Annotated in this window: 11 protein-coding genes; 10 read left to right on the top strand and 1 reads right to left on the bottom strand. The window is 69.5% G+C overall.

The features are described 5' to 3' along the window. The first annotated feature begins 241 nt into the window (after positions 1-241). The 7 genes from DA075_RS30595 (at position 242) to DA075_RS30565 (ending at position 9,375) form a co-directional block, all read left to right on the top strand. On the top strand, positions 242-1,264 hold the full coding sequence (locus DA075_RS30595; protein ID WP_099956949.1) for a Zn-dependent oxidoreductase: 1,023 nt from the start codon (positions 242-244) through the stop codon (positions 1,262-1,264). Between the two features lie 67 nt (positions 1,265-1,331). Then, a complete protein-coding gene (locus tag DA075_RS30590) occupies positions 1,332-2,351 on the top strand; it encodes a TRAP transporter substrate-binding protein (protein ID WP_099956948.1) in 1,020 nt (339 codons plus the stop codon). 36 nt (positions 2,352-2,387) lie between these two features. Then, positions 2,388-4,286, top strand: coding sequence for a TRAP transporter large permease (locus DA075_RS30585; RefSeq protein ID WP_099956947.1), 1,899 nt, complete (start codon positions 2,388-2,390; stop codon positions 4,284-4,286). Between the two features lie 32 nt (positions 4,287-4,318). Beyond that, positions 4,319-5,029, top strand: coding sequence for a GntR family transcriptional regulator (locus DA075_RS30580; RefSeq protein WP_123834518.1), 711 nt, complete (start codon positions 4,319-4,321; stop codon positions 5,027-5,029). A 43-nt stretch (positions 5,030-5,072) separates the two neighbouring features. Beyond that, positions 5,073-6,269, top strand: a complete 1,197-nt coding sequence (gene uxuA / locus DA075_RS30575; protein ID WP_099956945.1) for a mannonate dehydratase — start codon at positions 5,073-5,075, stop codon at positions 6,267-6,269. Then, a complete protein-coding gene (locus tag DA075_RS30570; protein ID WP_099957533.1) occupies positions 6,257-7,741 on the top strand; it encodes a mannitol dehydrogenase family protein in 1,485 nt (494 codons plus the stop codon). The genes uxuA and DA075_RS30570 overlap by 13 nt, the downstream gene beginning before the upstream one ends. Positions 7,742-8,232: 491 nt before the next feature. After that, the gene (locus tag DA075_RS30565) at positions 8,233-9,375 is read left to right on the top strand and encodes a PAS domain-containing protein (RefSeq protein ID WP_164712568.1); all 1,143 of its coding nucleotides are present in this window, start codon (positions 8,233-8,235) and stop codon (positions 9,373-9,375) included. Between the two features lie 238 nt (positions 9,376-9,613). On the opposite strand, the gene DA075_RS30560 is transcribed toward DA075_RS30565, so the two are convergent. Then, positions 9,614-10,078: a MarR family winged helix-turn-helix transcriptional regulator gene (locus tag DA075_RS30560; protein WP_099956943.1), complete on the bottom strand. Its 465-nt coding sequence runs from the start codon at positions 10,076-10,078 to the stop codon at positions 9,614-9,616. Positions 10,079-10,300: 222 nt separating this feature from the next. Here DA075_RS30560 and DA075_RS30555 point away from each other — a divergent pair, with 222 nt between their 5' ends. The 3 genes from DA075_RS30555 (at position 10,301) to DA075_RS30545 (ending at position 13,348) form a co-directional block, all read left to right on the top strand. Then, a complete protein-coding gene (locus tag DA075_RS30555; protein ID WP_099956942.1) occupies positions 10,301-11,254 on the top strand; it encodes an MBL fold metallo-hydrolase in 954 nt (317 codons plus the stop codon). Between the two features lie 184 nt (positions 11,255-11,438). Beyond that, complete coding sequence (locus tag DA075_RS30550) at positions 11,439-13,103, top strand: FAD-dependent oxidoreductase (RefSeq protein WP_099956941.1); 1,665 nt, start codon at positions 11,439-11,441, stop codon at positions 13,101-13,103. After that, a complete protein-coding gene (locus DA075_RS30545; RefSeq protein ID WP_099956940.1) occupies positions 13,103-13,348 on the top strand; it encodes a DUF2783 domain-containing protein in 246 nt (81 codons plus the stop codon). The genes DA075_RS30550 and DA075_RS30545 overlap by 1 nt, the downstream gene beginning before the upstream one ends. The last annotated feature ends 20 nt before the right edge of the window (positions 13,349-13,368 follow it).

The raw sequence follows: 13,368 nt of genomic DNA, 5'->3' as shown, positions 1-13,368 counted from the left end.
TGGCCACCGCCTTCGGGCAAGTCCGCTCGAAGGCGGTGCGGTATCGAACAGGCTTCGCGACGATCGGGCCCTGCGCGTTCGCAACCTCGGCAAGCGATGGGTGCATGGCGGCCGATCCGCCTGTGCTGAGCAAGCCGCACCGACCCGGCACGATCCGACCGCCCCCGCGTGATGCCCGATTGACGCCGCATCGTCCGCGCAATACTTGTCGACTAGTCAACAAGAGAGGCGGGAGGAGCGGTTGGTCGCGATCTCGGTTCAGGCGCCGCACGCCCTGACGGTCTCCGACCGGTCGGAGCCGGGCGCCCCGGCGGCGGGCGAGGTGCTGCTGCGGGTCGAGCGCGCCGGCATCTGCGGCTCGGACCTCCACATCCTGCACGGCTCGAACCCCTTCGCCCGCTATCCGAGGGTGATCGGGCACGAATTCGCCGGGCGGATCGAGGCGCTCGGCGCCGGCGTCGCCGGGCTGAAAGTCGGGCAGCGGGTGGTGGTCGATCCCGTCGTGGCCTGCAGCAACTGCTATCCATGCCGGATCGGCCGCCCGAACGTCTGCGCCAACCTCCAGGTCTTCGGCGTCCACCGCGACGGCGGGTTTCGCGATTCCCTGACCGTCCCGGCGATCAACTGCCTCGCGGTGCCGGACGACCTCGCCCCGGAGATCGCGGCGCTGGCCGAGCCGCTCTCGGTCGCCGCCAACGTGCTGTCCCGGACGGGGATCTCGGCCGACGACACGGTGCTGGTCTACGGCGCCGGCACCGTCGGCATCACGGTGCTGCAGGTCGCCAAGCTGCACGGCGCCCGCTGCATCCTGGCCGATCTCGATCCGGCGCGGCTCGCGGTCGCGGAAGCGTTCGGGGCCGACGCGGTCATCCAGGCCGGCGCCGAGAGCGTGCCGGAGAGGGTCGCAGCTGAGAATGACGGCCTCGGGCCGACGCTGATCGTCGACGGGGCCGGGGTGCCGGCCCTCCTGGACGAGGCGTGCCGGATCGTCAGCCCCGCCGGGCGGATCGGCCTCCTCGGCTTCTCGCCCGCGCCGAGCCCGGTGAGCCAGCAGGAGATCGTCCGCAAGGAGCTGACCCTGGTCGGCTCGAGGCTCAACCGGCGCCTGATGCCGCAGGTGATCACCTGGCTCGCCGAGGGCCGGCTGACGCCTGCCGCGATGATCACCCAGACCTTCCCGGCCAGGGAGGCACGAGCGGCCTTCGACCTCGTCGAGCGGCACCCCGAGCGCACCCTCAAGGTGCAGCTCGACTTCACGCAGTAGCGCGGAAGCAGACTTGTCGGCACCGCGCCCCGGGAGAGGGGCGGGCCTGGAATCGAGGGAGGAACGGATGACGATGCGGGGAGCGGTCTCGCGCCGGAGCTTCACGGCCGGGCTGGCGGCGGCGGGTCTCGCCGGGGGTGCGGCCGCGCCGGCCCGGGCGCAGCGGGCGAAGTACCGCCTGCGCTACGGCACGGCCTTCCCGGCCGATCATCCGGGCGCGGTGCGGATCCGCGAGGCGGCGGAGGCGATCGCCAAGGCCACGAACGGCGAGGTCGACCTCCAAGTCTATCCCAACAGCCAGCTCGGCGGCGAGGCCGACATGTTTTCGCAGGTGCGCTCCGGCGCCCTCGACTTCATGTCGACCTCGGGCGTGAACCAGACCATCGTGCCGGTCGGCGGCATCAACGCGGTCGCCTTCGCGTTCGACGACTACGCCAAGGTCTGGGCCGCGATGGACGGCGCGCTCGGCGCCCATGTCCGGGCGCAGTTCGCCAAGGTCGGCCTGCACGTCTTCGACCGGATGCTGGACAACGGTTTTCGCAACATCACCACGGCCACGAAGGCCGTCACCGGTCCCGACGACCTCAAGGGCCTCAAGATCCGCGTGCCGGGCCACCAGCTCTGGGTGACGATGTTCGGCGCGCTCGGCGCCGCCCCGACGCCGATCAACTTCGGCGAGCTCTACGCGGCGCTCCAGACGCGGATCGTCGACGGGCAGGAGAACCCGCTGGCGCTGATCTCCAGCGCCAAGCTCTACGAGGTGCAGAAGCACGTCGCGCTGACCGGCCACATCTGGGACGGGCACCACATCTTCACCAACGCCAAGCGCTGGGCCGCGATGCCGGAGCCGATCCGCGCCGCGGTCACGCAGGCGCTGTCGGACGCGGCCCTGAAGGAGCGGGAGGACATCCTGCGCCTCAACGAGGAGCTGGTCGCCACGATCACCAAGGCGGGCGTCGCCTTCGGCCGGCCCGACAAGCAGCCCTTCCGCGAGGTCCTGCGCAAGGCCGGGTTCTATGCCGACTGGAAGGGCAAGTTCGGGCCGGAGCCCTGGGCGCTCCTCGAGACCTATGCCGGCCCGCTCTGAGCGGCACGGCACGTTCGGGCCTGGGAAGGACACGCCATGCAGATCGAGATCTCCGAGTTCGGCCGGGCCGACGCCGCCGCATCCGGGCCGGCGCAGCCGGTCCATGCCGGCACGCGGCTGTTCCGGGCGGCGGATCGCGGCATCGCCCGGGCGACCGAGGCGGCGGCCGCCCTGCTGGTGCTCGCCGAGGTGGCGCTGCTCGGGACCAGCACGGCGTCCCGCTACCTGTTCGCCCACCCCTTCGCCTGGTCGGACGAGCTCGCGGCGATCCTCTTCCTGTGGCTCGCCATGCTCGGCGCGGTGATCGCCCTGCGGCGCGGCGAGCACATGCGGCTCACCGCCTTCATCCGGGGCTTGAGCCCGGAGCGCCGCGCCTGGCTCGATGCGCTGGCCCTCATGCTGGTCGCCGCCCTGCTGCTCGGGCTGGTGATGCCGAGCCTCGAGCATTACGAGGAACGGGTGGTGGGCCTCACCCCGGTGCTGCAGGTGAGCGAGGGCTGGCGCAGCGCCGCGATGCTGGTCGGCGCCGGGCTGATGCTGCTCACCGCGATCGACCGGCTGATCCAGCACGCGACCTGGATCCAGATCGGCGCGGCGCTGGCGGCGGTGGCCGCCGCCTACGGGCTGCTCCTGTGGCTGGCGCCGTGGTTCGAGGATCTCGGCAACGGCAGCCTCGCGATCTTCTTCGTCCTGTTCGTCATCGCCGCCATGGCGATCGGGATGCCGATCGCCTTCGCGTTCCTGGTCGGCACCGTCTGCTACATCGCCTTCTCGACCACCATCCCGCTCTCGATCGTGCCGAGCCGGATGGAGGAGGGGATGAGCCACCTGATCCTGCTCGCGGTGCCGCTCTTCGTGCTGCTCGGCGCCTTGATGGAGATCTCCGGGCTGGCCCAGGGCATGATCGCCTTCCTGGTCTCGCTGATCGGGCATCGGCGCGGCGGCCTGCAATACGTGCTCCTCGGGGCGATGTACCTCGTCTCCGGCATCTCGGGCGCGAAGGCGGCCGACATGGCGGCGGTGGCCCCGGCCCTGTTCCCGGAGATGAAGAAGCGCGGCAACCACGAGGGCGACCTGACCTCGCTGCTCTCGGCCTCCGCGGTGATGTCGGAGACGATCCCGCCCTCGATCGTGCTGATCACGGTCGGCTCGGTCACCGGCGTGTCAATCGCCGCCCTGTTCACCGGCGGCCTGATGCCGGCCTTGGTCGGCATGCTGGCCCTTTGCGCCGTCGTCTGGTGGCAGAGCCGGGGCGAGGACCTCGCTTCCGCCCGCCGCTTCACCTGGGGCGAGAAGGGCCGGCTCCTGCTGGTCGCCCTGCCGGGCCTCGGCCTGCCGGTGGTGATCCGCACCGCCGTGGTCGAGGGCGTGGCGACCGCCACCGAGGTCTCGACCATCGGCGTCGTCTACGCGGTGCTGGTCGGCGTGTTCGTCTATCGCCGGTTCGAGTGGCGGCGCGTCTACCCGGTCCTGGTCGACACCGCCTCGTTGTCGGGCGCGATCCTGCTCGTCGTGGGGGCCGCCACCGCCATAGCCTGGGCGCTGACCCAGTCCGGCTTCTCGCAGCAGCTCGTCGCCCTCATGGGCCTGGTGCCGGGCGGTCAGGCCGGCTTCCTGGTCGTCTCGGCCCTCGCCTTCATCGTTCTGGGCAGCGTGCTCGAAGGTGTGCCGGCGATCGTGCTGTTCGGGCCCCTGCTCTTCCCGATCGCCCGGCAGATGGGGGTGAACGAGGTCCATTACGCGATGATCGCGGTCTTCGCGATGGGCTTCGGCCTGTTCACCCCGCCCTTCGGCGTCGGGTTCTACCTCGCCTGCGCCATCGGCCGGGTCTCGCCGGACGTGGCGATCAAGCGGGCCTGGCCGCACCTGGCAGCGCTGTTCGTGGCCTTGATGCTGATCACGCTGATACCCTGGATCTCCATCGGGTTCCTGTGAGGGAGGGGATCTTGCGAGAGAGGACCTTGGCGATGCGCGCGAGCAGCCGGGCGGCGGACCGGACCGCCCGCGACGAGCCGGCCGGACCGCCGGACCGGCGCACGATCCACGAGACCCTGCGCCGGGACATCATCGCGCTCCGGCTGCGCCCGGGCGAGAAGCTGTCGGAGAACGAGCTCGCCGCCCGCTTCGGCACCAGCCGGGCGCCGGTCCGCGAGGCGCTGATCCGACTGATCGAGGACGGGCTGATCGAGGTCCTGCCGCAACGCGGCAGCTTCGTCGGCCGGATCTCGCTGTCCGACATGGAGCGGGCGCGCTTCGTGCGCGAGGCGCTCGAAATCGCCATCGTGCGTCGCGCCGCGGAGCGCGGCGTGCCGCCCGGCCTGCCTGCCCTGGCCGAGGCGCTGCTCGCCGAGCAGGCCGAGTGCCGCGACGATCCCGAGCGGTTCACCCTCTGCGACGACCGCTTCCACCGCGCCTTCGCGGAGGCCACCGGCCTGTCCGGCGTCTGGGCGATCATCGAGCGCGAGAAGGCCCAGTTCGACCGGGTCCGCTACCTCAGCCTGCCGGCCGTCACCCCGGTCGACGTCCTCATCGGCCAGCACCGCGCCATCCTGTCGGCGGTGCTCGCTCGCGATCCCGCGGCGGCCGAGGCGGCGATGCGCAGCCACATGGCGGAGGTGCTCAAGGTCGCCCGCGACCTCGCCGCGCGCCACCCCGACCTCATCCAGGCCGACCTCTAGCCACCTCGGCAGGGAGCGGCGACAGCGGAGCACCACAGGCGACATGGAACAGACTTGGCGCTGGTTCGGGCCCGACGACGCCGTCGGCCTTCGGGAGGCCCGCCAGGCGGGCGCCGCCGGCATCGTCACGGCCCTGCACCACATCCCCTACGGCGAGATCTGGCCCGTCGCCGAGATCGAGCGCCGCCGGGCCGAGATCACCGGCGATCCGAGCCTCGGCCTGCGCTGGAGCGTGGTCGAGAGCCTGCCGGTGCACGAGCGCATCAAGCTCGGCGAGGGCGACCTCGAACCGCTCTTCGCGAATTACCGCGCCTCCTTGCGCAACCTCGCGGCCTGCGGGATCACCACGATCTGCTACAACTTCATGCCGGTCATCGACTGGACCCGGACCGAGCTCGCCCACCCGCTCCCGGGCGGCGGCACGGCGCTCCGCTTCAACGCGCACGAATTCGCGGCCTTCGACTGCTTCATGCTGGACCGGCCCGGGGCCGAGGCCGACCACCCGGCCGACGTGGTGGCGCGCGGCCGGGCCTGGTTCCAGGCCAGCACCGAGGCCGACCGGGACAGGCTGCTCGCCACCATCATGGCGGGCCTGCCGGGCGCCTTCGACCGCTACGACATCGCGGGGCTGCGCCGCATGCTCGACCGCTACCGCGGCATCGATGCGGCGACCCTGCGGGACAACCTCGCGGCGTTCCTGCGCGCCGTGATTCCGACCGCGCAGGAGGTCGGCATCCGCATGGCGATCCATCCCGACGACCCGCCGCGGCCGCTGATGGGCCTGCCCCGCATCGTCAAGGATGGCGACGACCTCGCCTTCGTCACCGGCGCTATCGATGCGGAGGAGAACGGGATCACGCTGTGCTCCGGCTCCCTCGGGGCCGGTCCGCAGAACGACGTGCCGGCTCTGGCGCGCCGCTTCGCCGGCCGCATCCACTTCGCGCATCTGCGCAACGTTGCGAAGGAGGCGGACGGCTCGTTCATGGAGGCCGACCATCTCGGCGGCGACACCGACATGGTGGCGCTCGTCGACGTGCTCCTCGCCGAGGAGGCGCGGCGGCGCGAGGCCGGCGATCCGCGCTGGCGCATCCCGATGCGCCCGGACCACGGCCACGCGCTCCTCGGCGACCTCGGCCAGACGTCCTTCCCGGGCTATACCGCCGTCGGCCGCCTGAAGGGCCTGGCGGAGCTGCGCGGCGTGATGACGGCGCTCGCCTCCTCAAGGGGCTGGCCGCTGTGACCCCGCCCCGCCTCTCCCGCGCGACCCTCGACCGGCTGCCCGCCTCCGTCGCCCGGCCGGCCTACGATGTCGCCGCGACGACCATCGGCATCGTGCATCTGGGCATCGGCGCCTTCCACCGCGCCCACCAGGCCGTCTGCATCGACGACCGCCTCGCCGCCGGCGAGACCGGCTGGGGCGTCTGCGGCGTCAGCCTGCGCTCCCCCGACACCGCAGCGGCGCTCGCACCCCAGGACGGGCTCTACACCGTGGCGACCCGCTCCGGCGCGGGCGAGCGGCTGCGGGTCGTCGGCGCGGTGCGCCGGCTCCTCGTCGCCCCGCGCGAGCCCGAGGCGGTGCTTGCGGCCCTCACGGACCCGGCGGCCCGGATCGTCAGCCTGACGGTGACCGAGAAGGGCTATTGCCACGACCCGGCCACGGCTGCGCTCCGGGAGGACCACCCCGACATCCTGGCCGACCTTCGCGATCCGCACGCCCCGCGCAGCTTGCCGGGCTTCCTCGTCGAGGCGATCGCGCGCCGCCGCCGGGCCGGCCTCGCGCCGTTCACGGTCCTGTCCTGCGACAACCTACCGGCGAACGGCCACACCGTCGCGGGCGTGCTGGCGGGTTTCGCCCGGTTGCGCGATCCGGACCTCGCGGCCTACCTCGCCGGGGAGGTCGCCTGCCCGTCGACCATGGTCGACCGCATCGTGCCGGCCACCACCGATTCCGACCGGGCCGAGGTCTCGGCCGCCCTCGGGCTGCATGATGCCTGGCCGGTGATGGCCGAGCCGTTCTCGCAATGGGTGATCGAGGACCGCTTCCCCGCCGGGCGCCCCCGCTTCGAGGAGGCGGGCGCCGAGCTCGTCGCCGACGTGGCGCCCTACGAGCTGATGAAGCTCAGGCTTCTCAATGCCAGCCACTCGGCGCTCGCCTATCTCGGCTACCTCGCCGGGTTCGAGACCATCGCGGAGGTCGTGGCCGAGCCGGATTGCGCGCGCTTTGCCGCGGCGCTGATGCGCGAGGAGGTGCGGCCGACCCTGCGCATGCCGGGGAGCGTCGATCTCCCGGCCTACGAACGCGCGCTGCTTGCGCGCTTCGCCAACCCGGCCCTGCGCCACCGCACCTGGCAGATCGCCATGGACGGCTCGCAGAAGCTGCCGCAGCGCCTGCTCGGCACCGTGCGCGACCGCCTCGCCGCCGGCGCGCCGTTCCCCCGCCTCGCCCTCGCGGTGGCGGCCTGGATGCGCTACGTCACCGGCCGCGACGAGCGCGGGGGCGCGATCGACGTGCGCGATCCGCTGAGCGCCCGGCTGCGCGCCATCGCCGAGGAGGCCGGGCCGGTGCCGGAACGCCTCGCCCCGGCTCTGCTCGCCGTCCGCGAGGTCTTCGGGACCGACCTGCCGGCGAATCCGGTCTTCGTCGCCGCAGTCACGGACGGTCTCGCGCGCCTCTCCACGCACGGCGCCCGCCATGCCTTCCGAGCACGATGAGGGATTGCCGCGGCCATCATGATCAAGAGCATAGTCCAATGGATTAAATATCCGTCTATTGGAATGTGCGGCGAAATTTCAATCTCAAATATGGAATAAGATTTCCATACGAGAGAGCCGATGAGTGTCTTGTTATATAAATCATGATTTGCAAGATTGATTACTATAATAAATAATATTTCAGAAATTTATTATCCGTGTGTATATTTATTACTATTTTTGTATATTTATTAAAATTATAGGACAAAACGTCTATTTCTACTTATATTATTGGATCTATCCGGCCATTGCCGAACCAGTTTGCCAATTACATGCACGGCAATGTCGAGGGGCGGACACCCGGATGCAGGCGCGGGGCGACCGCACGGCCTCGATCAGGACGACCCAGCGCATGAGCTAACAGACTTATTTGCCAGCTCGCGGCCACTTGATTAGTGAAATTTATTCCACTATCAATGCTCGCGTGCGAGACACAGTATATTGGGACCTCAGTGACAGTTTCCGAGCTTAACTTCTTTTCTCCGGATTTCGATCGATTGATCAATGATCTCGACCTGCTCGGCAGCTGGCGATGGGACTTCACAACCGAGACGCAAGTCTGGTCGAACGGATTGTTTCGACTGCTCGGGCTGAACCGGCGGACGACGAAGCCACATTACGGCTCCTTCGCCAGCCTCATCCACCCGGAGGATCGAGCGGCGCTCGCGACAGCGAGCGAGATACGGCACGGCGTAGCCCTGCCCAATGCCAGGATCCGAATCATCCGGCCCGATGGCACGATCCGGACTCTCGATAGTCGAACGGAGATTCGCTGGACGCCGGACGGACGGCCCCGCATGGCGGATGGCGTGGTCATCGACATTACGAACCCTCACGCCCTCGCCCGGGCGCACCTCATCGAGCGGAGGCACCGCGGAGCGCTGTTCACGCATAGCGGGTTCCTCTACACGCCGATCAGCCTCGATATGAAGTTCGACTTCCCGCCGGAAGCGGCGCTCGCCTTCGGACGAAGCCTCGAGGAGATCAACGCGGACGCCACGGTGAGGATCATCCCCGAGGATCGCACCATGTTCATCGAGCATGCCATTCAGCAGCATCAAGCTGGATCCATGTTCCAGGTGATGGCGAAGGTGCACCTACGCCGCCACGGCCCGCAGCCATTCAGGATCCTGTCGGTGCCCGTCCGCGACGAGCGCGGAGTGATCGTCGGCCGAGCTGGCCTGTCCTACCGGTCGGACATGGGCTCGCCCCCGATCGTCGGCACGCTGCGCGACGGGCTCGAACAGGGGGTGCGGGCCCATCACCTGCGAGCAGCCCGCGCCATGCTCGGCTGGTCGATGACGACGCTCGCCCAGGCCAGCGGATTGTCGCTGTCGACGGTCAAGCGCCTGGAAGAGAATGCGGGCCCGCAAGGGCATCGATCGCATCACAGCGCCATCGCGGCGCTCCGGCGCTCCGGCGCTCCGGTATCCGCTTCCTCGCCATGGACGACAGCACTATCGCGATCGCCAAGGCCTGACCGGCCCGTACCGATCTGCGGAGCGCTCCCGCCTCGTCACGTCAGCGATGATCGTCCGGCTGCATTAAACCTGTTTGAGCACAGCGAGGGTGTCCTTGATTGGCAAGCACCATGAGGTCCGCCTCTTGAGCGTCATACCGTCAGACGCCGCAACGATAAATCGGTGGATGGAAAGACGTGGCGCAGAAAACCGAAACACGCGCCACCCTTTGGCGCGATCGAAGTCTTGAACCCGGCCCCTGGCCGATGGCCAGGGGTGTCTTTTTCGATCCAACTTCGTGTGTGATCCGCTACCGTTGCACCTGATATGGGACCAGGTATCCGCTCGACACATGGTCACGGCCATGTTCGTATCATTGCTGGCAGTTCATCAGGCCCAGCGATTGCTCTAGGTTGAGCAGGATATCGCCAAACGCCTTCACCTGCTCCTTGCTCAGGCAGGACAGAAGCTTCTCCTCGCGGGCGAGGAGAAGCGGCAGCAACTCCGCGTAGACTTCCCGGCCCTTCGGCGTGAGCTGAAGCATGATCTCGCGGCGGTCGTCGTCACTTTCCAGCTTCTCGACGAAACCGAGTTCCGTGAGCTGGCCCACCGCCCGGCTGATACGGGATTTGTGCGTGCGGGTGCAGCGCACGACGTAATTGGCGCTGCGCGGCCCGTCATGCATCCCCAAGGTCGCCATGACCCGCCATTCCGGGATGTCGATGCCGAAGCGCGCGTAGTCGGCCGCCAGGGCGTTGCTGAACTCGGCCGCGAGGCGATTGAGCCGGAACGGCACGAAGCTCAACAAATCCAATCGGTCCAGATCCAAACGGTCCATGACATGTCTCGGTCGCGATGGCGCGGCTTCGGAACGAGGGTCCACCCCGCTTGACAGTTGCAGTCGCAACTGATTAGGAATGGTTGCACTCGCAACAAGCACAGCCGCCGCGACATTGCAACGCCGACATGCATGGCCGGGACCATGCTCCTCATGGCTTGATCGGGCTTGCGGCACGAGCGGCGGCGGCCACGTGGCAGGATGACGAGGGAGGAGAACCAGATGAGCAAGGGTTTCGCCAGCCAGGCCGACCTCGTCGAGAAGCAGGAGACCTTCTCGGAGCTGGCGCCGGGCGTCTATGCGCTGACCGCCGAGGGCGACCCGAATTCCGGCATCGTGATCGGCGACGATTCGGTGCTGGTGATCGATGCCCGCGCCACCCCGCGCATGGCCGGCGACCTGGTGCGGCGCGTCCGCGAGGTCACCGACAAGCCGATCCGTCACGTGCTGCTCACCCACTACCACGCCGTGCGGGTGCTCGGCGTCGCCGGCTATCCGGACCGGGTCAACGTGATCGCCAGCGACGTCGCCCGGGCGATGATCGTCGAGCGCGGGCAGCAGGACATGGATTCGGAGATCCAGCGCTTCCCGCGGCTCTTCCGCGGGCGCGAGGAGATCCCGGGCCTGACCTGGCCGACCCTGACCTTCCACGGCGAGATGACCCTGTGGCTCGGCTCGCGCGAGGTGCGGATCATCCATGCCGGGCGCGGCCACACCGCCGGCGACACCATCGCGTGGCTGCCGAAGGAAAAGGTGCTGTTTTCCGGCGACCTCGTCGAGTACGGCGCCACGCCCTATTGCGGCGACGCGCATTTCCAGGACTGGCCCGCCACCCTCGACCGCCTGGAGGCCTTGGGTCCCGTCGCCCTGGTGCCGGGCCGCGGCGAGGCGCTGACGACGCCCGACCGGATCCGCGAGGGGATCGAGGGCACCCGCGCCTTCCTGCGCGACCTCTACGCCATCGCCCGCGAGGGCGTGGCCGCCGGGCACGACCTGAAGGCCGTCTACGACCGGGCGATGAGCGAGATGCGGCCGACATACGGGCACTGGGTCATCTTCGAGCACTGCATGCCGTTCGACGTGAGCCGCGCCTACGACGAGGCGAAGGGGATCGATACGCCCCGGATCTGGACTGCCGAACGCGACATCGAGATGTGGCGGGCGCTGGAAGGCTGACGCCCAAGCCGACTTGCGTCGGCAAGCCAATGCTTCGTCCGCTTGGATCCTTGTCTTGCCGCAGAGTCTCGTCGCAAACCCGGCTGCCGCTTTTGCGAAATCTGCTCAGCCTCGCCCACAGACGAACGACGCCCGGATCCACCGGGCGCACCGTCCCGCTTGAGGAAACGCCCAGGACGCGCTCATGACCGCTCATCCTCGCTTCGCCTACACGCCACCGCCCGAGGCGGCCGAGCCGGGCCGCCGCCGCCCGGTCGTGGTGATCGGTGCCGGGCCGGTCGGCCTCACCTGCGCCATCGACCTGGCGACCCGCGGCGTGCCGGTGGTGGTGCTCGACGACGACGACACCGTGGCGACCGGCAGCCGGGCGATCTGCTGGGCCAAGCGCACCCTGGAGATCTGGGACCGGCTCGGACTCGGCCAGCGCATGGTCGACAAGGGCGTCACCTGGAGCGTGGGCCGCGTCTTCCGCCGCGACCAGGAACTCTACCGGTTCGATCTGCTGCCCGAGAGCGGCCACCGCCGCCCGGCCTTCATCAACCTGCAGCAATACTACGTCGAGGATTACCTGATCGCGCGGGCGGCGGATTTTCCGGAGCTGATCGAGCTGCGCTGGAAGAACGAGGTCACGGGCCTGACGCAGGACGCGGAAGGCGTGCGCCTCGACGTCGCGACGCCGGACGGCGCCTACCGCCTCGACGCGGAATGGGTGATCGCCGCCGACGGGGCGCGCTCAGCCATCAGGACCCGGATGGGGCTGCCTTTCCCCGGCCAGCGCTTCGAGGAGCGTTTCCTCATCGCCGACGTCAAGATGAAGGCGGACTTCCCGACCGAGCGCCTGTTCTGGTTTGAGCCGACCTTCCATGCCGGGCAGAGCGCGCTCCTGCACCGCCAGCCCGACGACGTCTTCCGCATCGATTTCCAGCTCGGCCCCGAGGCCGACCCGGAGCTGGAGCGGCAGCCGGAACGGGTGATGCCCCGCGTCAGGGCCGTCATCGGCGAGGACACGCCGGTCAGCCTCGAATGGTGCTCGGTCTACTCGTTCCGCTGCGCCCGGCTCGAGCGCTTCGTGCACGACCGCGTGGTGTTCGTCGGCGACAGCGCCCACGTGGTCAGCCCCTTCGGGGCGCGGGGCGGCAATGGCGGCATCCAGGACGCCGACAACCTGTGCTGGAAGCTGGCACTGGTGCTGCGCGGCGATGCGCCGGAGAGCCTGATCGCGACCTATGACGAGGAGCGCGGTCATGCTGCTGACGAGAACATCCTGAATTCGAGCCGCACCACCAACTTCATGACGCCGAAGACCAAGGCCGAGCGGCATTTTCGCGACGGGGTGCTGGATCTCGCCGCCGCGTCGCCCTTCGCCCGCTCGCTCCTCAATGCCGGCCGCCTGTCGCGGCCGTGCCGCCTCGCCGGGATGTCGCTCCAGACCCCGGATCCTGACCCGCAGGCCGAGGGCCTCCATCCCGGCGATCCCTGCATCGACGCGCCGGTCGTCGACGCCTCCGGCCGTGCCGGATGGCTGCTCGACCAGCTCGGCGGGCCGTTCACGCTGCTGGTCTTCGCTGGCGCCGAGGCGCCGGATCTCGGCCGGCTTCAGGGCCTCGTGGCCTCGTTGCGCAGCGTCGTCGTCGCCGAGCGCCCGCTGGCGGTGCCGGGGGCCGAGGTGCTGCTCGACGCCGAGGGCATCGCCGGGCTGCGCTACGGCGCCAAGCCGGGTGCGGCCTACCTGATCCGGCCCGACGCGCATGTCGCGGCCCGCTTCGCGGAGATCGACGCGGAGCAGGTGGCTGCGGCGCTCGCCCGGGCGAGCGGACGATCCGGCACTGCGGTTCGGGAGGCGGCGTGATGACGGCCTTGCTCAGACAGGGAGACGGCTTCGCCGGGCGGGCGGACGAGGTCTACGAGAGCCTGATCCGCGCGCATCACGCCTTGAGCGATGAGGAGAGCGCGGCGCTCAACGCGCGGCTCGTGCTGATCCTCGCCCACGAGGTCGGCGATCCCGGGGTGCTGGCGGAGGCGATCGCGCTCGCCCGGGCTTCGCTGCGCCCGGCGAGCCTGGACCACGCCCGCCCGGATCACAACCAACCCTGACGCGAGGCCGGGACCGCCCC

This window comes from Methylobacterium currus (genome assembly GCF_003058325.1).
Lineage (GTDB): Bacteria > Pseudomonadota > Alphaproteobacteria > Rhizobiales > Beijerinckiaceae > Methylobacterium > Methylobacterium currus.
This window is presented reverse-complemented; position numbering and strand designations above follow the sequence as displayed.